Genomic DNA, 21052 nt, shown 5'->3' with positions numbered 1-21052 from the left:
TCTATCGACGCGCACCAGCCGGAGGGCCGAACATGGCCGCCGCCGCCGAGATCACGCCCGCACTCCGCCTCGATCGTCCGATCGACCTCGCGTCGAGGGACTTCCTCCACCACAAGGAGGCCTGGTACGCGCGCCTCCGGGACGAGTCCCCCGTCGCGGACGGCCGGGTCAGCCTCATGCGGCTCAAGCTCGTCTCCCGCTACGAGGACTGCCGCTTCGTCCTGACGGATCCGCGCTTCGTCCGGAATCGCGCGCGCTCCCTCGGCCGATCGAGCGGAGGCGCGCTCCCGATCCCCCTCCCGAAGGCGATCGCCGCGCTCACCACGAGCATGATCTACGAGGACGAACCGGAACACCGCCGCCACCGCAACCTCGTCAATCAGGCCTTCACCGCCCGACGCGTCGCCGCCTTCGAGCCACGGGTCGAAGCGATCTCATCGAGCCTCCTCGACTCGCTCGAGGCGAAGTGCGATCGAGACCCCGGTCGGGAGATCGACCTGCTCGAGGACTACGCGCGCTGGGTGCCGATGAAGGTGATCGCCGAGCTGGTCGGGATCCGGCCCGAAGAAGCCGTGGAGATGGAGAGCGGGCTCACCATCCTGTCGAGAGGCTTGAGCGGCCCTCGCATCGTCAAGACGATGCTCTGGGATCTCCGGCGGGTCGGCGCCTTCATTCGCGAGCTGATCGAGCGCAAACGCAAGCAGCCTTCGGACGATCTGCTCTCCGCGTTGATCGAGGCCGAGGAGGACGGCGACCGGCTGACGACCGACGAGCTCGTCGCGATGGTCTTCCTCCTGATCATCGCCGGCCTCGAGACGACCGAGCACCTGATCACGAACGGCATCCGCTTCTGGCTCGAGTCACCGGACGTGCGCGCACGAGTCGAGGGCGACCCCGACCGATGGCCCGGGGCGATGGAAGAGCTCGTTCGGCTCCAGGGCCCCGTGCTCGGCACGAAGCCGGTCCGTCCGATGGAAGACCTCGAGATCGCCGGGACGCGGATCGCGCGGGGGACGATGATCATGCCGATGCTCGGTGCGGCCAATCGCGACCCCGCCGCGTTCGACGATCCGCTCCGCTTCGACGAGACCCGCTCGCCCAATCCGCACCTGGGTTTCGGATTCGGCGCCCACTTCTGCCTGGGCAAACAGCTCGCCTTGATGGAGGCGCGCATCGGCCTGCGACGCCTCTTCGAGCGCTTTCCGGAAGCGCGCTTCGGCCGCGACCCGGGCACCCTGGAGCTCGCGAACTGGCCCGGCTGGCATCGTCACGTCGCGATGCCGGTCGTGCTGCGCTGAGATCGCGCCGGAGCGGTCAGCCCACGACCTCGAAGGTCACCCCGGCATCGGGCATCCGCGCGAGCAGCGCCTCCCCCATCGCGCTCGCCGGCGTGTGCATCCCGCCGGGCGAGTCGAGCGTGTCGCGCGCCAGGCAGAGCGCGCTCTCCGCGAGCATCTTCGCGGTCGAGCCGTAGCCCGGGTCGCGGTCGCCGCGGACGCGCGCGTTCACGACGCGGCCGTCCGGGGTCGTCCCGCGCAGCCGGAGGTCGAAGTAGCCCTTCTCGCGCTGCGCCTTCGTCGGGCCGTCGCCGGGCTGCGGCAGCCGCCCGGAGACGAGTCGCCGGATCGGGCCGATCGCCATCATGCCCATCGTCGCTGCCGAGCCGAAGCTCGTTGCCGAGGCCTTCGCCATCCCCGCCGGTCCGGCCCCCATCAACATGGCTTCGTCGTATCGGAAGTCCTCGCCGTAGCGAAAGCCGAGCAGCGCGTTCGAACGACGGACGACCTTCGTGTTGATCCCCGCCATCACGAAGGGCGCGACCCATTGTCCGAACGCCTCGTCATAGCTCGGCGTGAACCGCTCCGGGGAATCGGGCCCGGTCTGCCGGTCCTTCGGATTGAGCGAGTAGGGCTCGTTCATCACCCGCATGACCTCGGAGTCGCGGCCTGCCTCCTCGAGCATCGTCAGCATGCTCGCGATCGTGCCGCCACTCGCCCCTCCGCTGAATCCCTTCACCCGGAGCTGGACCTGCGAGGCCGGCGTGCCGTGGCGCGCGATCGTCTCGCGCTGGAGGAAGAACACGCCGAGATCCGAGGGGATGCAGTCGAAGCCGGTCGTGAACACGATCCGCGCGCCGCTCGCCTCCGCCGCGTCGGCGTGGGCCTCGATCATGCGCGCCATCCAGTGGACCTCGCCGGTCAGGTCGCAATAGTCGGTCCCGGTCTTCGCGCAGGCCTCGACCAGCTTCGATCCGTACTTCGCGTAGGGACCGACCGTCGTACAGACGACCTTCGTCCGGCGGGCGATCGCTTCGAGGGCCGCCGCGTCGTCGCTGTCGCCGACGAGGATCGGCAGCGCTTCGCAATCGACGCCAGTCTCGTCGGCGAGCTCCCGGCGCACCCGCTCGAGCTTCTCGCGATTGCGTCCGCCGATTGCCCAACGGAGATCGCCGGCCGCGCCGTGCTTCCGGAGCAGGTACTCGGCGGTGAGCTTGCCGGTGAAGCCGCTCGCGCCCCACAAGACGATCTCGAAATCACGCGTGGAATCGGACATGGGTCACCTCGGATCCTTCAAAGGGGCGACGGCGAGCAACGGGGTGCGTCCCCGAATCCCTGCGGCACCTGGAATCCATCGATCACGTCCGAGCACAGGCGCGCGAACTCGATCGTCGTGTGGTCCGGGTACTCCCCACCGAGGGCCTCCAGCCCGATCGATTTCAGATCGGACGTGGGTCGGGCTCGAGCTAGAGCCAGCGCCGAACGCGGCCCAGGTAGGCCTCGTAGTCTGCGCCGAACTTCTCGAGGAGATAGACCTCCTCGTGCTGGATCGCGATGTGGTAGATGATCCACCACGAGACGGGGACGAGCAGCCCGGGGAGATAGCTCCCGAGCAGCATGCCGAGCCCCGCCTGGAGCGCGCCGAACGCCACGTACATCGGGTTGCGCGTGTAGAGATAGATCCCTTCGACGATCAGCTCCGGAGCCGGCTCCCAGGGCTTCGGATCCTGTCCCGTCTTCCGGAAGAGCCCGGCAGCGGCGGCGAGCAGCACGATGCCGAATGCCGTGAGCGCGAGGCCGCCGCCCCAGCGCGCCAGGCCAACGGGCGCCGCACCGAGCGGGGCCGCGAAGGTTTCGACGGCGACGCCCAGAGCCAGCATCACGACGGGGATGACCGGCGGCGGAATCGTGACGGCCGCGCCACGTTCCTTCTCTTCGGTCGCATCGGCTTCGGTCATCGTCGTCTCCTCCACCCACCGCGCACCCGGCCGCGCATTCCTCTGCGGGCCTAGAAGATGAGGACGAGCAGCACGAAGACCGCGAGTCCCGTCAGGTTCCCGACGCGGCCGCTCTTGTCGAGACCACCGGCGATCCCCCGTCCGAAGGCGGCGTTGTGATCGCCGCAGTCGTTGGCGTCGCGCACGATCGGCACCTCGAAGTGACTCGCCGCGGTCGCCTTGGCGACGAGGGTCGCGACCAGCGCCGCGCCGCTGGTCAGCCCGACGGGAATCAGGATCAGCGCGCCGAGCACGAGCACCCACGGCACGAGGATCCCGCCCCAGCTCATCCAGGTGAACTGGCGCACGTCCGCGTCCGCCATCTTGAAATCGAACATGAAGTAGTGGTTGCGTGGCGAATCCAGCACCGGCGACGGTGCGTCCGAGAGGCGCGCGCCCGCGAAGTGGCCCCACTCGTGGAGGGTCGACGCGATCACCGTCCCGGCGATCACGGCGTTGGCGACCGCGGCGACGCCGGCGATCACCCAGCCCGTCGTCTGCGCCCAGGCTTCCGCCGCGCCCCATAGCGTGAGCGCCCCCATGACCATGGCGAAGTGGAGCGCCCCGATCTTCTTCATGTTCGCGCGGTCGAGCTTCGCGGCGAATTCACGCATCGCGGCGGGATCCGGCGTCGGCTGGGCGTCCGGCCGGACATCGTTGTCGAGAGTTGCTTCGGCGGCCATAGATGGGGGGCTCCTCGCGGATCGCAGATCCGGGCGCTCGGGCAGGTTCACGCTGGAGTGTGCCGAGTCTCCCCCGCCCGCCGCAACTTCCGGCCAGGGCGCCCGAAATCGGAGCCGCCCGGAGGCACGAACGCAGCCCGGTCGAGGCCGCCCCGGGCTCTAGGCCAGCCCGAGGTTCCCGCGTAGGGTGTCCGTCTCGTAGTCGCGGCGAAAGAGCCCCCGCTCGACCAGGATCGGGACGACCTCGTCGGCGAACTCGTCGAGGCCGGTCGGCAGGACCGGGCAGTCGAGCATGAAACCGTCGACCGCGTCGGCCTCGAACCAGGCCTGCATCGTGTCGGCGATCTCGACGGCGGTCCCGATGAAGGGATGGCGGGGCGTCGTCGTCGCGAGGGCGACCTCGCGAAGCGTCATGCCTTCCTTCTCGGCGCGCTTCTTGATCCCGTCGGAGGCGCTCTGCCAACCGCCGTGGCCGGTATCGCCGAGGTCCGGGAAGGGCGCGTCGAGGTCGTATCCCGACCAGTCGATGTCCTGGAAGAAGCGCCCCAGGTAGGCGAGGGCCGTGTCCACGTCCACGAGCTCGCCGATTGCGCGGAACTTCTCCTCGGCCTCCGCCGTCGTCCGGCCGACGACGGGGCCGACGTCGTTCAGGATCAGCACCGACTCCGGAGGGCGCCCATTTTTCGCAGCGCGTGCCCGGATGTCGGCGCGAAACTGCTTGGCCGTCTCGACGGTCGGCGACACGCTGAAGATCGCGTCGGCCCGCGCCGCCGCGAAGCTCCGACCGGCTTCCGAGGCCCCGGCCTGGAAGAGGATCGGCTGCCCCTGCGCCGAGCGCGTCAGGTTGAGCGGACCGGCGACGGAGTAGAACTCGCCGCGGTGGTCGAGCGCGTGCATCTTCGACGCGTCGATGAATCGACCGCTCTCGCGGTCGCGGACGAAGGCCCCCTCCTCCCACGACCGCCACAGCCCCTCGGTCACGTCCACGAACTCGTTCGCCATCCGGTAGCGGAGATCGTGGTCCGGGTGGTCCGAGCGCCCGTAGTTCGCGGCGGTCCCTTCGAGGGGCGACGTCACGATGTTCCAGCCCGCGCGCCCCTTCGAGAGGAGATCGATCGTCCCGAACTGACGGGCGACGTTGAAGGGCTCGCTGTAGGTGGTCGAGAGCGTCGCGACGAGTCCGATATGCGACGTCACCGGCGCGAGCGCGGCGAGGAGCGTCAGAGGCTCGAAGCGTGTCAGGAAATTCGGGTGGGACTTCTCGGAGATGTAGAGCCCGTCCCCGAAGAACACGAAGTCGAGCTTCGCCGCCTCCGCGCGCCGGGTCATCGACACGTAGTGGTCGTAGTTGATCGCGCCGTCGAGGACCGCGTCCGGATGACGCCAGGAACCCATGTTCCCACCGGTTCCCGAGAGGAACGCGCCGATCCGCATCCGTCGTCCGCCTCGAGGAATCGCCATTTGGAGAGCCTATCACGCGAAGCGCCCGCACTTTTGGCTCGAGCGGGTGCGTCGCCGCTCCCCCGACGCTGGACCCCGTCGATCGGCTAGACTCGCCAACGCTGCCCCCGAACTCCCCGAAGGCTCGACGCGACGGTGTTCGCTTCCCTCTCCCGGTCGACTTCGCGGTCGACGATCCGACTCGTGCTCGCCGCGTCCGCCGCGTTCGCGGCCCTCGGCGCTTGCTCGCCCTCCGATCCGGCTCCGCGTCCGCATCCGAACGGGTCCTTTCTCGCGGTCGGCGATACGGGCGAACCCTGGGGCGCTCTGCCGTTCCTGTTCGAGCCCCAGCTCGCCGTTGGTCACGCGCTCGCACGCGTCCACGAGGCTTTCCCCACCGACGCCTTCGTCCTTCTCGGCGACAACTTCTATCCCGACGGCTTGACCGAGGAAGAGGTCCTGCCGCGGGTCGTCGAGAACGTGGCCCTTCCCTACTGCGCGTTCGTGCGTCCCTCACCCGAGCTCCAATCGGCGCTCGGCGGAGCGTGCGAGCCGCCCCCCGACCCGCCGCCGCTCTACGCCGTGATCGGCAACCACGACGTACGGGCCGCGGAGAGTCCGGACCTCCAGCGAACGCGCGTTCCGCAGCTCCTCACGAACTGGGAGGTGCCGACGACGGACGCCCCGGCGGTTCGCGAGCTGCCGGGCGGTCTGAGCCTGATCTTCGTCGTCTCCGAGTCGCCCTGGGGCGACGCCGAGACCGCAGCCCTCGCGGACGCGCTCCGGCGGGCACGGGGCCCGTTCCGCGTGATCGTCGGACACCGTCCGCCGATCACGGGCCACCCCCAGCTCTCGGGCATGGTCCGGAACGCCGCGCGGGACGCCGGGATCCCGGTACACGCCTACGTAGCGGGACACGTTCACGTCCTCGGTGCGATCCCTTCCGCGGTTCCCGGCGCAGCGCCTTCGCTCACGGTGATCGCGGGCTCCGGCGCCCACGCCGAGCTGCAGACCTCGACCGAGTATCGGATCGAGGCACCGGATTTCCTCGAGGCGAGCATCGGCTTCGTTCGTTTCGACTCGTTCCTGGGCGAGCCGGAACCGAAGCTTCGGGTGACGCTCTACCGGGTCGCACCGCTCCCGCTGATCGCGCGACTCCGCGCGCCGGAGATCGCCGCGCGCTACGCGATCGGCCTGGCCGGCGAGGTCTCGAACGAGCCGACGACCGCGGACTAGCGGCCGAGGCCGCCGGCTCCGCAGGACGCGCCCGGTGCAGGCGAAGATCGTCTGGCGTGTCGCCCCGCGGGTATCATGATCGGATTTCCGTCTCCGCGAACGCGTTCGCACAGTCCCCGATGCGCTTCATCTGCGCACAAGCTACTGCTTTCGTTACGTTTTATCGTGGAGGGCCCACTAAATTAAGAGCCGACTCCAAGTATTGACCGAACTCTACCCATGGAGGAGACTCCAGCGCCGTGAAGCGCCGAATGCGAGGAGAGCCCGAATGTCGCTGACGCCGACCGCGCCCCTGGGACGCCGAGAGCGCAAGAAGCTCGAGGTCCGCGCCCGCATCTACGCCGCCGCCCGCGAGCTCTTCGCGAAGCAGGGCTTCGACGCGACGACCGTCGACGAGATCGCTCACACGGCGGACGTCGCCCCGGCCACGTTCTTCAACCACTTCCACAGCAAGCAGGCGCTCCTCTCGTTGATGACCGCGGAGGTGGTCGATCACCTCCACGCCATGACCGTCGAGAGTCTCGTCGGCGAGGGGGACGCGATCCTGCGGCTGCGGCGCTTCATCGATCGGGCAGCCAAGGACATCAGCGAGAATCGCGACCCGGCGCGAGAGACGCTGCTCGAGTTCATCCGGCTCGACGGAACCCCGGCCGGACCCCACCCCTACCTCGAGCGCCTCTTCGAGCCCTTCGTCGACCTGCTCGCCGACGGCCAGAAGGAGGGCTGCGTGCGCGACGACCATCCCGCGCCCTTCTTGAGCCAGATGATCGTCGGAATGCTCAATTCGGCGATCACGAGCTGGCTGGCCAACCCCGACTTCCCGGTCGAGGAAGGCCTCCACGCCGCCTCCGACTTCGCGATCGAGACCCTTCGGCCGCGCTGACCCGATTCCAACGTTCTCGAGCACTCACGAGCCCCGTCCAAGGAGCCCCCCTGATCATGACCACCCGCTTCGACGAGACCAACATCGACATCGATTTCAGCCAGGCCCATGCCTGGAACGAGGACATGCCCGAGCGAACCCGCTGGCTTCGCGCGAATGCGCCGGTCTATTGGAGCGAGAAGACGGGTGCGTACGTCGTCACGCGTTTCGCGGACGTCGTACACGCCTCGAAGAACAGCCAGCTCTTCTGTTCGGGCGAAGGTGTCCTGCCGGGCCGGATCAACGCCAAGATCGGCATGATCGACGAGGACGAGCCGCGTCACGGCGAGATGCGCGGCCTGATCAACCGGGGCTTCACCCCGCGCATGGTTCGCAAGTGGGAAGAGGTCTTCAAGCAGATCACGGACGAGGCGATCGACGCGATCGCCAGCAAGGGCGAGTGCGATTTCGTCGAGGACATCGCCGTCCCGCTGCCGCTGATCCTGATCGCCGAAATGATCGGCATTCGCCGCGAGGACCGCGAGCGCTTCCACCAGTGGAGCGACGCGATGATCAGCGCCCAGGGCAACCTCGACAAGCCGGAGATCGTCGCCGCCTCGGGCAAGGCCGCGTTGGAATACATGACCTACGTGACCGAGATCATCGAGAGCCGCCGCGCCGTGCCCAAGGACGACCTGATCAGCATCCTCGTCCAGGCGAAGGACGAGGGCTTCCTGGTCGAGCACGAGAATCGCGACGACTCCGTCGACGAGGTCTACGACCGCGGCGAGGACCACCGCGCGATGAACAACGACGAGCTCATCAAGATGAGCATCCTGCTCATGGTCGCGGGCAACGAGACCACCCGGAACGGTCTCTCCGGGGGCATGCAGCTCCTGATCGAGAATCCGGAAGCGAGACAGCGGCTCGTCGAGGACCCGTCGTTGATCCCCGCCGCCATCGAGGAGATGCTGCGTCTGATCTCGCCGGTCCTCTCGTTCCAGCGGACGGCCACGCAGGACACCGAGCTCGGCGGCGTGCCGATCAAGCAGGGCGAGAAGATCCTGATGATCTACGGCTCCGCGAACCGGGACGAGAACGAGTTCGAGAACCCGGAGACGTTCGACATCGACCGCAAGCCGCAGCACCTCGCCTTCGGGATCGGCAACCACTTCTGCCTCGGCGCGAACCTCGCCCGCATGGAGCTGCGGGTCGCCCTCGAAGAGCTGCTGCGACGTCTTCCGGACATGGAGTACGCGACGGACGGTCCCGAGCTCGGCGAGTCGGCCCTCGTGCGGAGCGTCCAGCACATGCACGTGAAGTACACGCCCGAGAGCGCCTGACCAGTGGGGTGCCCGCGCACGGCGCGGGCGCCTACTCTGTCCGGGTTCCCAACCGAAGAAGGAATCCGAGATGACTGATCGCGCGGGCATGATCGACTCGTGGACCAACGCGTTCCTACCGGATCGCGAGGCGCTCTGGAATGCGAGCCTCGAAGCCCAGGGCATCCCGCTCAAGGTGCGCAGCGACCCCGAGGACGCGTTCTGCGACCCGGAGACCATGATCGCGCGGATGGACGAGATCGGTCTGCAGACCCTCGTCCTGCCGGTCTGCGACGTCCCGCCCCACGCCGGCGTGACCGACTTCGAAGGATTCGCGACCCGCGTCGAGGAGATCGAGCCCCTCGCCTCGAAGTACCCGGGTCGCTTCGTCGCCCAGTGGAGCATCGACCCGCGGGAGGGGACCGAAGGACTCGACCGCGCCAGGCAGATGGCCGCGAAGCCCTGGGTCGTCGCGATCCACACCCACACCCACAGCTTCGACCTGCCCTTCGACGCCCCCGAGTACTACCCCTACTACACGCTCGCCCACGAGACGGGCCTCCCCTTCGTGATGCAGGCGGGCACCTCCGGAGGCCGCATGGCCTCCGCCTGCGGACACCCGATCGGCATCGATCGTCCGGCTCTCTACTTTCCGGAAGTGAACTTCCTCCTCTCGCACACGGGCTGGCCCTGGGTCGAGGAGGCGGTCGCGATGGCCCTCAAGTTCTCGAACGTCTACCTGGGAACCGCGTCGCTTCCGCCGAAGCGCTGGCACGCTGCGCTGGTCGACTTCATCCGCGGCCCGGGGCGACGGAAGACGATGTTCGGGACCAGCTTCCCCACCGTCGGCCATCGTCATGCCCTGGCCCAGCTCGACGCCCTGGGCCTCGAGGACGAGATCGCATCGGCGCTCATGGGGGGCAACGCGGCGCGCTTCTTCCCGCGGATCGGGGAGCTCGCCTAGCATGCCGGGCGTTCTCGCGGGCATCCGCGTGATCGAGGTCGCCCAGTTCGTCTTCGTCCCGGTCGGCGCGGGCGTGTTGGCCGAATGGGGCGCCGACGTGGTCAAGATCGAGCATCCCGTCCGCGGCGACGCCTATCGCGGACTCCGCCGAACCGCGGACCGCCCGACCGGCGCCCGGGTCAACTACGCGTGGGAGCACGCGAACCGCAGCAAGCGGAGCCTCGGACTCGACCTCGCGAACGCCGAGGGGCGCGCCCTCCTCGACCGCCTGCTCGCCGATGCGGACGTCCTGATCACGAACCTGCTCCCCGCTTCCCGCGCGCGACTGCGACTCGAAGCCGAGACCGTGCTGCGCGACCACCCCCATCTCGTCTACGCCCGCGGAACCGGCCTCGGAGAGCGCGGGGACGAACGGGACCGGGGCGGCTTCGACCACGCGACGTTCTGGGCGCGCTCGGGGGCGCAGCACGGCGCGACGATCGAGGACGCCGCGCGTCCCGCGCCGATGCCGAGCGGCGCGTTCGGCGACGGGACCGCGGGACTCGTCCTCGCCGGGGGCATCGCTGCCGCCCTCCTCGCGCGCGAACGGACCGGTCGGGGCACGACGGTCGATCTCTCGCTCCTCGGCATGGGGATGTGGTCGATGGCCTCGGCGATCTCGGGCGCGATGGACGCTGGCGCGCCTTCTCCGCGGATGCCGCGTGCACCGCGTTTCAATCCCCTGGCCGGGACCTATCGAACCGCCGACGCGCGTTGGATCGCGCTGGGACTCCTCCAGGGCTTCCACCAGTGGCCCGCGTTCGCGCGGGCCGTCGGGCGCGCGGACTGGCTGGACGATCCGCGCTTCTCGAGCGACGAACCGTTCGAAGCGAACGGCGAGGCGTTGATCGCCGAGCTCGACGAACTCTTCGGAAGCAACGACCTCGCGACCTGGCGCACGCGGCTCTCGGGACTCGAGGCGGTCTGGGAAGTCGCGCAGGACAGCCTCGAAGTCGCGAACGATCCCCAGGCCCGGGCCAACGGATACGTGGCGGAGCTCGACCGACCCTCCGGTGGGCGCTTCCGGCTCGTCGGCAATCCGGTCCAGTTCGGCGAGACACCCAACCAACCGACCCCGGCCCCCGAAGCGGGTCAGCACACCGAGGAGCTCCTGCTCGAGCTCGGCCTCGATTGGGACGAGATCACGCGACTCAAGAACGACGGCGCGATCAACTGACCGGCGGCGGTCCTTGCGGGATCGGGTCGGCGGGTGCGAACCTGCAAACCGCCCGCGAGTCACTCGCGGTCAGGGAGTCATCGAATGCCGCAGGGAATCCGCCGACCTCACGAAGCCGTCGACTACGACGCATTGACGCGGATGTACCCGCCGCCGCCGGAATACTTCGAGTCGACCTGGCTCGAGGACCGCGAGCGGATCGAGGCGAAACAGCTCGCCCGCGTCCAGGACCGCGCCCTGCGCGCCTATCGCGTGCCCTTCTTCCAGCGTCGCTGGGACGCCGCCGGCTTCGACCCGCGTTCGATCCAGAGCCTCGCCGACCTCGACCGGATCCCGACCTATTCGGTCGACGACATCCGCAAGAGCATCGAGGCCCACCCGCCGCTCGGCGACTACCAGGGCGTGCTCCCGACGGATGCCTACCGGGAGCCGATGCGGGTCTTCATGTCCGGTGGGACGACGGGCACGTCGCGACCGACCCTCTACACGACCTGGGATCGCATGGCGGGCTCGATCCTGACCGCACGGGCCCTCTACATGCAGGGCATCCGGCCCGGCGACACGGTCGTCAACGCCTGGGCCTACTCGACCCACAACGGCGCCTTCTCGATGGACGAGGCGCTCTACAACTGGCTGAACTGCGTCGTCCTCACGACCGGGACCGGAACCGTGACGAGCAGCCAGCGCCAGATCGAGCTCGCCGTCCAGTACGGCGCGAAGGCGATCCTCACGACCGGTGACTATCTCCTCCGCCTGGCGGACAAGGCGCGGGAGATGGGCCTCGACCCGAAAGAGGACCTGAAGCTCTGCGCACTCCCGAACATCGGCGACCGGGAGCTGCTCGAAGCCACCTTCGGCGTCCCCAACTACCAGTCCTACGGCTTCCACGAAGTCCAGTGGATCGCGACGGAGTGCCCCGCGAGACAGGGCCTCCACATCCAGGAGGACGCCTTCATCGTCCAGGTCGTCGACGTCGACACGGGCGAGCCCCTCCCCGACGGCGAGCTCGGCTCCCTCGTCGTGACCGAGCTCTACAAGACCGGCAGCCCGCAGTTCCGATACAACATCATGGACCTGTCCTTTCTTCATCCGCCGGAGCGCTGCGCTTGCGGGAGCTGGCAGCGCAGAATGGGGCCGTTCTCCGGACGTGGAGACAACATGGTCAAGCTGCGGGGGGTCAACGTCTGGCCCGAGGCGCTCGGCGAGATCGTGATGACCCACGAGGCCGTGACCGAGGACTACTTCGTGCGGGCCGTGCGCGAGAACAACCGCGACGAGATGGTCGTGATGGCCACGACGGAACGTCCCACGAGCGAGCACGACGGGATCCGTGAACAACTCGAACAGCTCCTGAAAGAGAAGATCGGCGTGAAGTTCGGCGTCGAGGTCCACGCGCCGGGCGCCCTCGACGATCTCACGCAGATCAAGTCGAGCCCGAAGCCGAAGCGCTTCCGCGACGAGCGGGGCTAGTCCTTGACGTTGCGCGACCGGGTCGCGATCGCCGGGATCGGTTGCACGCCCTACTCGAAGGACTCGGGCGTCAGCACCCTCACCCTCGCGACGCGCGCGATCATGGCCGCGCTCGACGACGCGGGGCTCCCGCCGGACGCCCTCGACGGGATCGCGACCTACCGGGTCGGCGATTCGGTGCTCCCGGCGGTGGTCGCCCAGTCCCTCGGCCTCCGCGACCCCCGCTACTTCGTCGACCAGTTCGGCGGCGGCAGCGTCTCCCACGCGGTCGTAGGACAGGCGGCCCTCGCCATCGCCGCCGGCGTCGCGGAAACCGTCGTCTGCTACCGCGCGCTCAACGCCCGCTCCGAGTTCCGCATGGGCGGAACGGGACGCCCGCTCGTCGACGCCGTCGAGACCCAGTACCAGGCGCCTTACGGCTACTTCGTGCCCCCCCAGCAGTTCGCGATGGCGGCGCGCGCCCACATGGAGCGCTACGGCACGACCGAGGAACAGCTCGGCCACGTCGCCGTCCAGCAGCGGGCGAACGCGGCGAAGAACGAGCGCGCGATGATGCGCGCGCCGATCGAGCTCGCCGACCATCTCGCGTCGCGACCCGTCGTCGAGCCTTTCCGCCTGCTCGATTGCTGCCTCGAGACCGACGGGGCGGTCGCGATCCTGCTGACGACCCCCGAGCGCGCGCGGGACCTGAAGAAGCACCCCGTCTCGATCAGCGGAGCCGCCTGGGGCGGCGGCCAGACGCTGTACTCGAACCAACAGCCGGACACGACGACGACGTCGGCGGCCGACCTGGCCCCTCGGCTCTTCGAGATGGCGGGCGTCGGACAGCAGGACATCGACGTCGCCCAGCTCTACGACTGCTTCACCTACTCGGTGATCGTGCAGCTCGAGGACTACGGCTTCTGTCCCAAGGGAGAGGGCGGCCCCTTCGTCGAGAGCGGCGCGACGCGATCGGACGGCGCGCTCCCGGTGAACACCCACGGCGGCTTCCTCTCGGAGGGCTACGTCCACGGGCTGAATCACGTCTACGAGTGCGTGTCCCAGCTCCGCGGCGAGGCCGGCGCGCGCCAGGTCGAAGGCGCCGAGATCGGACTCTCCACGGCCCAGCCGGGCTACGTCGCCGGAAACGCCTCGGCGCTGATCCTGCGGAGGGACGCATGAGCGACGCGTTCCTCCCCTTCCCGCCCACGCCGGATCGCGACTCGCGCCCCTGGTGGGACGCGCTCGCGGCCGGCGAGTTCCGGCTCCAGCGTTGCTCCGCCTGTGGCGCCCTGCGTTGGCCGGCGCGCGAAATCTGCAACCGATGCCGGTCCTTCGACGCGCGCTGGGAGACCCTCGACGGGGCCGGCACCGTCGCCAGCTGGGTCCGGACCCACCAGGCCTTCGCTCCCGCCCTTCGCGAGGCCGTGCCCTACACCGTCGTCCAGGTCCGCCTCGACGCACAGGACGACCTGCTCCTGATCGGCGGCTGGCTCGGCGCTCGCGAACCCGTCTCGGGAGAGGCGGTCGCCCTCGAAATCGTCCCCGGCAAGGACGGGTTCCACCTGCCCTGCTGGCGGCCGGCCGGACCCGACGCCGAGCAGGCCCGCGCCTAACGATTCCTTCACGCCTAACATGAAGAGCGCGCCTAGCGCGGCAGCGCGTAGGCCACGTAGGCGTCGCCCGAGGCCTGGCGAAACTTCCCGCCACCTGCCGCGACCACCACGAACTGTCGACCGTCCGCTTCGTAGACCGCAGGCGTGGCGTACCCACCGAAGGGAAGCGTGTCCTCCCAGAGGAGCGTCCCGTCCTCCTTGTCGTAGGCGCGGAGCTTCCGGTCCGGTGTCGCGGCGATGAAGAGCAGACCGCCCGCGGTCACGACCGGCCCACCGTAGTTCGCCGCCCCGAGCCCGCTCTTGCCTTCGGCGAGGATCTCGGGGTAGTCCCCGAGCGGGATCTGCCAGCGGAGCTTCCCACCAGCGAGATCGATCGCAGTCAGCGTGCCCCAGGGCGGCTTGGAGCCGGGGAGTCCGTCGGGATCGGTGAAGTCCTGGTAGCCCGCGCTCGTCACGTGCCGTTCGCCCTCGCGCTCCGCCCAATGGATCGGTGCGTCCTCCTCGTCGAGTCGGTAGAGCAGCCAGGCCGCGGGGTAGCGCTGCCACCAGGGCATGAACCCTGCGACCGGCGGCATGCGCCCTCGCCCGTCGCGCAGGATCCGGTGGAACTCGAGGAAGCCCATCCGGTCGCGAACCCCGATCAACGAGGGAATCGAGGCGCCGTCCCCCTTCAGGTCGAGCCCATGACAGCCGGCGCAGAGTCCCAGATAGGCGGTATCCGTCAGCTCGGTCTCGCCGGCGGTCTCCACCAGCTGCAGGATCGACGCGACCTGATTCGCATTGACGTAGAGCGTCCCGGTCGACGCGTCCCAGGCGGCGCCCCCCCACTCGGCCCCGCCGTCGATCCCGGGGACGAGGATCGAGCCTTCGGTGCTGGGCGGAACGTAGAGTCCACCGGATCGCATCGAGGCCAGGCGCTCTCGGAGGGCCGAAGCGATCTCGGGCGTGCGGTCGCTCACGGTCTCCGCCGTGAGCGACTGGCGTGCGAAGGGCGGCGGAGCGATGGGAATCGGCTGGGACCGGGCCGTCACCTCGCCCTCGATCGGGGTCGGCTGGACCGGCTCCTCGCGGATCGGGAAGAGCGGCTCTCCCGTCTCGCGATGGAACACATAGGTGTGCCCCTGCTTCGTGGTCTGCGCGACCGCGGGCACGACGACGCCGTCCCGTTCGAGCTCGACCAGGTTGGGCGGAGACGGAAGGTCGCGATCCCACAGATCGTGGCGCACCAGCTGCTGGTGCCAGACGCGCTCTCCGGTCCGCGCATCGAGCGCGAGCAACGTGTTCGCGAAGAGGTTGTCGCCCAGGCGGTCGCTGCCGTCGAAGTCGGGCGTGGCCGACCCGGTCGGGACGAAGGCGAGGCCCCGTGAAGCATCGACGGTGATCCCGGCCCAGGCGTTCGCACCGCCCGCGGTCTTCCAGGCGTCGGCGGGCCAGGTCTCGTACCCGAATTCCCCGGGCCGGGGAATCGTATGAAAGGCCCAGCGAAGCGCGCCCGTTCTCGCATCGAACGCGCGCACCGTGCCCGGCGGCGCCCCCTCCATCTCGTTCACCCGCCCGCCGACCAGGATCAGGTCCTCGAAGATCGTCGCCGGCGTCGTCACGGTCACGCCCATCATGTCCGCGGAGACGTCGCGCCCGAGGCCTTCGCGGAGATCGATCCGACCGCCCTCGCCGAACGACTCCACCGGCCGACCGGTCTTCGCATCGATCGAGTAGAGGAAGCTCTTCGCCCCGAACACGATCCGCTCGTCGTCCCCGCTCCGCCAGCTCGCGACTCCGCGACTCGAGCTCGCGAGCCACGATCCCGTCCCCGGATCGAAACGCCAGAGTGTCTCCCCGGTCGAGGCGTCGATCGCGAAGAGCACGAGGTTCGGCGAGACCCCGTAGAGCACGCCGCCGACGACGATCGGGTTCACCTGCATCTGCAGGCCGCTCGAGGCGGGCTCCCCCGACCGATGGATCCAGGCGCGCTCGAGGAGGTGGACGTTCGAGCGGTCGATCTCGTCGAGGGGCGACCACTGTCTCGACTCGAGCCCACCCAGATAGCTGCGCCACTCCCGCTCGGCGGGCGCGGCCCGCTCCCGCGCCCGCTCGAATGCCGCCGCGTCCGGAGCGTCGCCACCGCAGGAAACGCACCCGACGCCCGTGGCCAGAGACGCGAGGAGGCCGGCCCATCGCCTCGCTCGTGCTCCACTTTCCGCGTCGTGATCGCTCACCCCATCTCCTCGACCGAACGAGGCAACGGTAGCTGGCGAGACCCACGAGGCGAGCACACGAAGCCGACCGATCTGCCTTATCGTCTCCCCGATTCGCGGTCGCGGAGGAGCCCCCATGAGCCTCGTGAAGAAGATCGGTCTCGGACTCGCCAGCCTCGTCGCTCTCGCCGTCGTGGGCGCATTGCTCTTCGTCTGGTGGATCGGCGCCTGGGGCATCCTCTTCCCGAGCCACGCCCACGAGACGACGCCGCCGGTGCTCGCGGCCGACTTCGGCGCGAACGCGAACCTCCGCGTCCTCGTCTACTCGAAGACGAACCAGTTCCGCCATACGGAGGGGATCGCGGCCTCGCACGACCTCTTCGACGAGCTCGCGACTGACGCGGACTGGGCCGTCTTCCACACCGAGAACAGCGCCGTCTTCGATTCCACGATCCTCGACCGCTTCGACGTCGTCGTCTTCGCGAGCGCCAGCGGCGACCACGCGAGCGACGCGCAGGACGCGGCGTTCCGGCGGTGGCTCGAGGAAGGCGGCGGCTGGCTCGGCATCCACGCGGCCGGGGACGGTTCCCACGCCGAGTGGACCTGGTACGAGGAAACGCTCAAGACAGGGACCTACCTCGGTCACATCCTCGGCCCCCAGACCCAGGAGGCGCGAGTGGTCGTCGAGGACCCGCAGCATCCAGTCACCACGGGGTTGCCCGCGGACTTCGTACACGCCGAGGAGTGGTACTCCTGGGATCGGGGCGCCCGGGAAGCCGGCTACCACGTGCTCCTGACCGTCGACGAGTCGACCTATTCGCCCTGGATCCGCGGCATGGGCCAGGAGGTCGACATCTCGATGGGCGACCACCCGATCGTCTGGTCGCGCTGCGTCGATCGAGGTCGCGCGGTCTACACCGCGATGGGCCACTGGGCCGAGGCCTACGCCCGGGACTATACGAAGACGTTGCTGCGCAACGCCGTCGCCTGGGCGGGGGACCCGCGGAAGACCGAGTGCGAAGGCACGCCCCGAACGGCGAGTCGCTAGGCCCGATGCGCCGTCTCCTGTCGCTGCTCGTTCGTGGCCTCGGCGGCCTGGCGCTCCTCGGAATCGTCGCCGGGCTCCTCTGGCTCGGGCTCCTCGTCGTTCGGATCGCCGCGTACGCGAGTGCCGATGATGCCGAGCACGCCCTGGCGAAGGCGCGCTACCTGGAAGCGATCGCGACCGATTCCGCCGATGCGCCGAGCGCCGCCGGCGACCGACCCAACCTCGTGCTGATCCTGTTCGACGACCTCGGCTACGGCGATCTCGGCGCCTACGGGGCCGAGTCGATCGCGACCCCCCATCTCGATCGCCTCGCGGCGGGCGGCCTCCGACTCGAGAACTACTACGCCCCTTCCCCGGTCTGCACCTCCTCGCGCGTCGGCCTGTTGACGGGTCGGTATCCCGAGCGAGCGCTCCTGAACGTGGTCGCCTTTCCGACCGGCCACCCCATGGAATGGGCGCTCCGGGCCCAGGGCGCCCCCGCCACGCGCGTCGCCGAGGAGGAGATCCTGCTGCCCGAGATCCTCTCCGCAGCGGGCTACGAGACCGGGATGGTCGGCAAGTGGCATCTCGGAGATCGCTCGCCCTCGCTTCCCCTCGACCGCGGGTTCGACACCTATCTGGGTGCGCTCTACAGCAACGACATGACCCCCTTCGCCATCTACCGCGGCGAAGCGCTCTTGCACGAAGCGCCCTTCGACCAGACGCGGATGAAGCGGGTCTACGAAGACGCGGCCGTCGAGTTCCTCGATCGGGACCACGACCGCCCCTTCTTCCTCTACTTCGCCCACAACTTCCCACACATCCCTCTCTTCCGACCGGAAGAGGATCGCGGACGTTCGGACGCCGGGCTCTACGGCGACGTCGTCGAAGGCCTCGACGACTCCGTCGGCCGGATCGTCGACGTCCTCGAACGCCGCGGGCTGCTCGAGGACACGATCGTGATCGCGACCTCGGACAATGGCCCCTGGTACGAGGGCAGTCCCGGGATGAACCGGGGTCGCAAGAACCAGACCTGGGAAGGCGGCCAGCGCGTCCCCTTCGTCGTCCACTGGCCGTCACGGATCGCCCCGGGTCGCGAGAGCGACGCCCCGATCGGGGGGGTCGACCTGGTTCCGACGCTCCTCTCGCTCCTCGCCCTCCCGACGCCGCCGGACCGCCTGCTCGACGGCGAGGACGTCGGCGCTCACCTCTTCGACGCGGCGCCTGCCGGCGATCGCCTTCTCTACTACTACGGGATGACCCAGGGCGGGAATGGCGGCGGACTCGACGCGGTGCGCGACGCGCGCTTCAAATACCACCGCCGGCGCGGCGTCCGCGCGGGCGGAACGGAACGATTCTCTGCGAACGCCGATTGGGGCCCCTGGCTCTTCGACCTCGACCAGGATCCGAGCGAGAGCTGGGACGTGAGCACGCGCCATCCGGAAGTGATGGCCCGGATGGCCGCCGCCTTCGAAGCGCGTGTCCAGGAAGACGAGCGCAACCCGCGCGGTTGGCGCTAGATCGGCGGCGCTTGCCGCCCTTTCGCGCCCGTGCGACGTTCGGCCGCCCACACGAGGAGCCGACATGCCGCGATTCACCGACCAGGTCCTGCTGATCACGGGAGGCGCCTCCGGGATCGGTCGCGCCGCGACCCTGAAGCTCGCAGCCGAAGGCGCGAACGTATTCGTGACCGACGTGGTCGCGACGGGCCTCGAGGAGACGGTCAAGGCCGCGAGCGAGATCGCCGCCGCGAGCGGCGGTCGCATCGAATCACGGGTCGCCGACATCGCCGACGAGGCCCAGGCGAACGACAGCGTCGCCGCCTGCGTCGAGACCTACGGCAAGCTCGACACGCTCTGCAACAACGCCGGCGTCATCGCCTACTCCCGAACCGACGAGATGGAATTCGCCGCGTGGCGAAAGATCCTCTCGGTCAACCTCGACGGTACGTTCCTGATGACCCGGGCCGCGATTCCGCACCTGCTCGAGACGAAGGGGTCGATCGTGAACATCGGCTCGACCGCCGGCCTCGCGGGACTCGCCTACGGCGCCGCCTACAGCGCCTCGAAGGGGGCCATCCACGCCTTCACCCGTGCGATCGCGGTCGAGTACGCCGATCGCGGACTTCGAGCGAACTCGATCGCCCCGGCGTCCATCGATACGGGCATGACGAAACCGACCCGGATGCCCGAAGGCGCCGACTTCGAACTGCTGAACCGCCTGGCCTCGCTCCACGGTCCGACCGGACCCGAACGGGTGGCCGACCTGATCCTCTTCCTCGCCTCGCCGGACGCCCTCCACATCAGCGGCGAGGAAATCCGGATCGACGGCGCCGCCCTGGCGTGACGCGCGACGCCGAACCGGACCCGCGCGGGCGCGCCCTGGTCTTCGACATGGACGGTGTCCTCGTCGACTCGGAGCCGCTCTGGCGCAGGGCCGAGGTGGCCTGCTTCGGCCGCTATGGGCTCGCGCTCGAGGAGTCGGACTGCGTCCGGACGATGGGCCTGCGGATCGACGAGGCCGTCGAGTACTGGATCGACCATCGATCCTGGACACCGCCGTCGGTGGACGAGGTCGCGACCGCGATCATCGACGAAATGGAGACCGTGATCCGAGCGGAGGCACGACCGATCGCCGGCGTCGAAGCGGCCCTCGGCGCCGCAGAGGCGGAGGGGTGGCGGCTGGGACTCGCCTCTTCGTCCCCGATGCGGCTGATCGAGGCGACGCTCGACACCTTCGGACTGGGTTCGCGCTTCGAGGTCTGCCGGTCCGCCGAGCACGAGACGCTCGGCAAGCCCCACCCGGACGTCTATCGCTCCACCCTGCACGAGATGGGCGTGGATGCCCGGGGCGCGATCGCGATCGAGGACTCGGCGAACGGCGTCGCGAGTGCGATGGCCGCGGGGATGCGCTGCGTCGCGATCCCGGAGGCGGCCCATCAGGGCGATCCGCGCTTCGAGGCGGCAACCTGGCGAATGGACTCCCTCGACGCCTTCGCCGAGGCGCTGCCACGACTCCGGACGGAGTCCGAGGACGCGGGGATCGGGCGCGCAGACTAGGCGGAGGCCAGGGGCTTCCCGTCCGCCGAGACCCGCATGGGCGTGTCGGTCTCCCAGACCATGTTGAAGAAGCGCCGCTGGATCACCCAGAGGTCGCCCTTGCGCGTGTAGTCGTCCTCGTAGCGGATGCCCATGTCGAGCTTGAAGGGGATCCCGTCGATCTGGTGCACGTGGTTCGCGACGCAGTAGACCTCGCCCTTCGCCCGATCGCCGTCGATCTCGAAGTAGGTGTTGAGGACGCCGTGCAGGGTCGCCTCGAACTGGTCGAGGCTCTGGAGCCCGGTGCGGAGCTCGTCGTGTCCCGTCATCTCGTAACCGGGACCCGAGAGCACCCCGTCCTCCGCGAAGACCGTGGGCAGGTCGTCGAAGGACATGCGGTCCATCATGCGCGCGTAGCGGAAGGCCGTGTCGCGCAGCCGCGCCTCGTCCTCGCGCCGGTCCGGGGTTTCGCTCGCCGCCATCGCACTTCCTCCTGATCCGATCGGATCCCGCGATACTAGCCGGGTCCGGGCGTCTCGGGCCCGATTCCGACACGATTGAATCCGCTCTCCGCCACCGGTACTTTCCCGGTTCGCACCGAGCGTTGACCGCAGGGTCCCGTTCGAGTTCGGGATCCTGTGAACCCGGTCAGGTCCGGAAGGAAGCAGCCGTAGCAGGGCCTGGCTGCGAGTGGACCGCCCTGCGGTCAATGCTCTGTGCGTAAGGGGTG

At 69.2% G+C, this 21052-nt stretch carries 19 protein-coding genes and 1 other RNA gene; 14 read left to right on the top strand and 6 right to left on the bottom strand.

Annotated features, from left to right (window positions below):
- The first annotated feature begins 32 nt into the window (after positions 1 to 32).
- On the top strand, positions 33 to 1298 hold the full coding sequence (locus tag NXI30_20435) for a cytochrome P450 (protein MCR9096597.1): 1266 nt from the start codon (positions 33 to 35) through the stop codon (positions 1296 to 1298).
- A 16-nt stretch (positions 1299 to 1314) separates the two neighbouring features.
- On the opposite strand, the gene NXI30_20430 is transcribed toward NXI30_20435, so the two are convergent.
- The 4 genes from NXI30_20430 to NXI30_20415 all read right to left on the bottom strand — a co-directional run bounded on the left by NXI30_20430 (position 1315) and on the right by NXI30_20415 (position 5418).
- Complete coding sequence (locus NXI30_20430) at positions 1315 to 2553, bottom strand: saccharopine dehydrogenase NADP-binding domain-containing protein (GenBank protein MCR9096596.1); 1239 nt, start codon at positions 2551 to 2553, stop codon at positions 1315 to 1317.
- A gap of 190 nt (positions 2554 to 2743) precedes the next feature.
- Entirely contained in the window at positions 2744 to 3235 is a 492-nt protein-coding gene (locus tag NXI30_20425) for an isoprenylcysteine carboxylmethyltransferase family protein (GenBank protein ID MCR9096595.1), read from the bottom strand.
- Positions 3236 to 3285: 50 nt separating this feature from the next.
- On the bottom strand, positions 3286 to 3957 hold the full coding sequence (locus tag NXI30_20420; protein MCR9096594.1) for a hypothetical protein: 672 nt from the start codon (positions 3955 to 3957) through the stop codon (positions 3286 to 3288).
- Between the two features lie 159 nt (positions 3958 to 4116).
- Positions 4117 to 5418 carry an LLM class flavin-dependent oxidoreductase gene (locus NXI30_20415; GenBank protein ID MCR9096593.1) on the bottom strand — a complete coding sequence of 434 codons (1302 nt, stop codon included), beginning with the start codon at positions 5416 to 5418 and terminating at the stop codon, positions 4117 to 4119.
- 183 nt (positions 5419 to 5601) lie between these two features.
- On the opposite strand from NXI30_20415, the gene NXI30_20410 reads away from it, so the two are divergent.
- The 8 genes from NXI30_20410 to NXI30_20375 all read left to right on the top strand — a co-directional run bounded on the left by NXI30_20410 (position 5602) and on the right by NXI30_20375 (position 14062).
- The gene (locus NXI30_20410; GenBank protein MCR9096592.1) at positions 5602 to 6633 is read left to right on the top strand and encodes a metallophosphoesterase; all 1032 of its coding nucleotides are present in this window, start codon (positions 5602 to 5604) and stop codon (positions 6631 to 6633) included.
- A 268-nt stretch (positions 6634 to 6901) separates the two neighbouring features.
- On the top strand, positions 6902 to 7516 hold the full coding sequence (locus NXI30_20405; protein ID MCR9096591.1) for a TetR/AcrR family transcriptional regulator: 615 nt from the start codon (positions 6902 to 6904) through the stop codon (positions 7514 to 7516).
- Between the two features lie 56 nt (positions 7517 to 7572).
- On the top strand, positions 7573 to 8838 hold the full coding sequence (locus tag NXI30_20400) for a cytochrome P450 (protein MCR9096590.1): 1266 nt from the start codon (positions 7573 to 7575) through the stop codon (positions 8836 to 8838).
- 70 nt (positions 8839 to 8908) lie between these two features.
- Positions 8909 to 9781 carry an amidohydrolase family protein gene (locus NXI30_20395; GenBank protein ID MCR9096589.1) on the top strand — a complete coding sequence of 291 codons (873 nt, stop codon included), beginning with the start codon at positions 8909 to 8911 and terminating at the stop codon, positions 9779 to 9781.
- A 1-nt stretch (position 9782) separates the two neighbouring features.
- The gene (locus tag NXI30_20390; protein ID MCR9096588.1) at positions 9783 to 10997 is read left to right on the top strand and encodes a CoA transferase; all 1215 of its coding nucleotides are present in this window, start codon (positions 9783 to 9785) and stop codon (positions 10995 to 10997) included.
- 84 nt (positions 10998 to 11081) lie between these two features.
- The gene (locus NXI30_20385) at positions 11082 to 12467 is read left to right on the top strand and encodes a hypothetical protein (protein MCR9096587.1); all 1386 of its coding nucleotides are present in this window, start codon (positions 11082 to 11084) and stop codon (positions 12465 to 12467) included.
- Positions 12468 to 12470: 3 nt separating this feature from the next.
- On the top strand, positions 12471 to 13628 hold the full coding sequence (locus NXI30_20380; protein ID MCR9096586.1) for an acetyl-CoA acetyltransferase: 1158 nt from the start codon (positions 12471 to 12473) through the stop codon (positions 13626 to 13628).
- Positions 13625 to 14062 (top strand): zinc ribbon domain-containing protein, encoded by a 438-nt coding sequence (locus NXI30_20375; GenBank protein ID MCR9096585.1) that lies wholly within the window; start codon positions 13625 to 13627, stop codon positions 14060 to 14062. Before NXI30_20380 ends, NXI30_20375 begins: the two co-directional genes overlap by 4 nt.
- A gap of 32 nt (positions 14063 to 14094) precedes the next feature.
- Here NXI30_20375 and NXI30_20370 read toward each other — a convergent pair whose 3' ends face one another.
- Entirely contained in the window at positions 14095 to 16278 is a 2184-nt protein-coding gene (locus NXI30_20370; GenBank protein MCR9096584.1) for a PQQ-binding-like beta-propeller repeat protein, read from the bottom strand.
- Between the two features lie 115 nt (positions 16279 to 16393).
- On the opposite strand from NXI30_20370, the gene NXI30_20365 reads away from it, so the two are divergent.
- From NXI30_20365 to hxpB, 4 genes are all read left to right on the top strand, one after another.
- On the top strand, positions 16394 to 17305 hold the full coding sequence (locus tag NXI30_20365) for a ThuA domain-containing protein (GenBank protein ID MCR9096583.1): 912 nt from the start codon (positions 16394 to 16396) through the stop codon (positions 17303 to 17305).
- A 5-nt stretch (positions 17306 to 17310) separates the two neighbouring features.
- Entirely contained in the window at positions 17311 to 18804 is a 1494-nt protein-coding gene (locus tag NXI30_20360) for a sulfatase-like hydrolase/transferase (GenBank protein ID MCR9096582.1), read from the top strand.
- A 64-nt stretch (positions 18805 to 18868) separates the two neighbouring features.
- Positions 18869 to 19630 carry an SDR family oxidoreductase gene (locus tag NXI30_20355; GenBank protein MCR9096581.1) on the top strand — a complete coding sequence of 254 codons (762 nt, stop codon included), beginning with the start codon at positions 18869 to 18871 and terminating at the stop codon, positions 19628 to 19630.
- On the top strand, positions 19627 to 20343 hold the full coding sequence (gene hxpB / locus NXI30_20350) for a hexitol phosphatase HxpB (GenBank protein ID MCR9096580.1): 717 nt from the start codon (positions 19627 to 19629) through the stop codon (positions 20341 to 20343). The genes NXI30_20355 and hxpB overlap by 4 nt, the downstream gene beginning before the upstream one ends.
- On the opposite strand, the gene NXI30_20345 is transcribed toward hxpB, so the two are convergent.
- Positions 20340 to 20804 (bottom strand): nuclear transport factor 2 family protein, encoded by a 465-nt coding sequence (locus tag NXI30_20345; GenBank protein ID MCR9096579.1) that lies wholly within the window; start codon positions 20802 to 20804, stop codon positions 20340 to 20342. The genes hxpB and NXI30_20345 overlap by 4 nt on opposite strands.
- 127 nt (positions 20805 to 20931) lie before the next feature.
- Here NXI30_20345 and ffs point away from each other — a divergent pair.
- Positions 20932 to 21030: signal recognition particle sRNA small type (ffs, locus tag NXI30_20340), an RNA gene on the top strand.
- Positions 21031 to 21052 lie beyond the last annotated feature (22 nt).

The sequence above is a fragment of the bacterium genome (genome assembly GCA_024742285.1).
Taxonomy (GTDB): Bacteria; Myxococcota_A; UBA9160; order UBA9160; family UBA4427; genus UBA4427.
The sequence above is the reverse complement of the archived record's forward strand: the minus strand, read 5'-3'. Positions and strand labels throughout refer to the sequence as shown.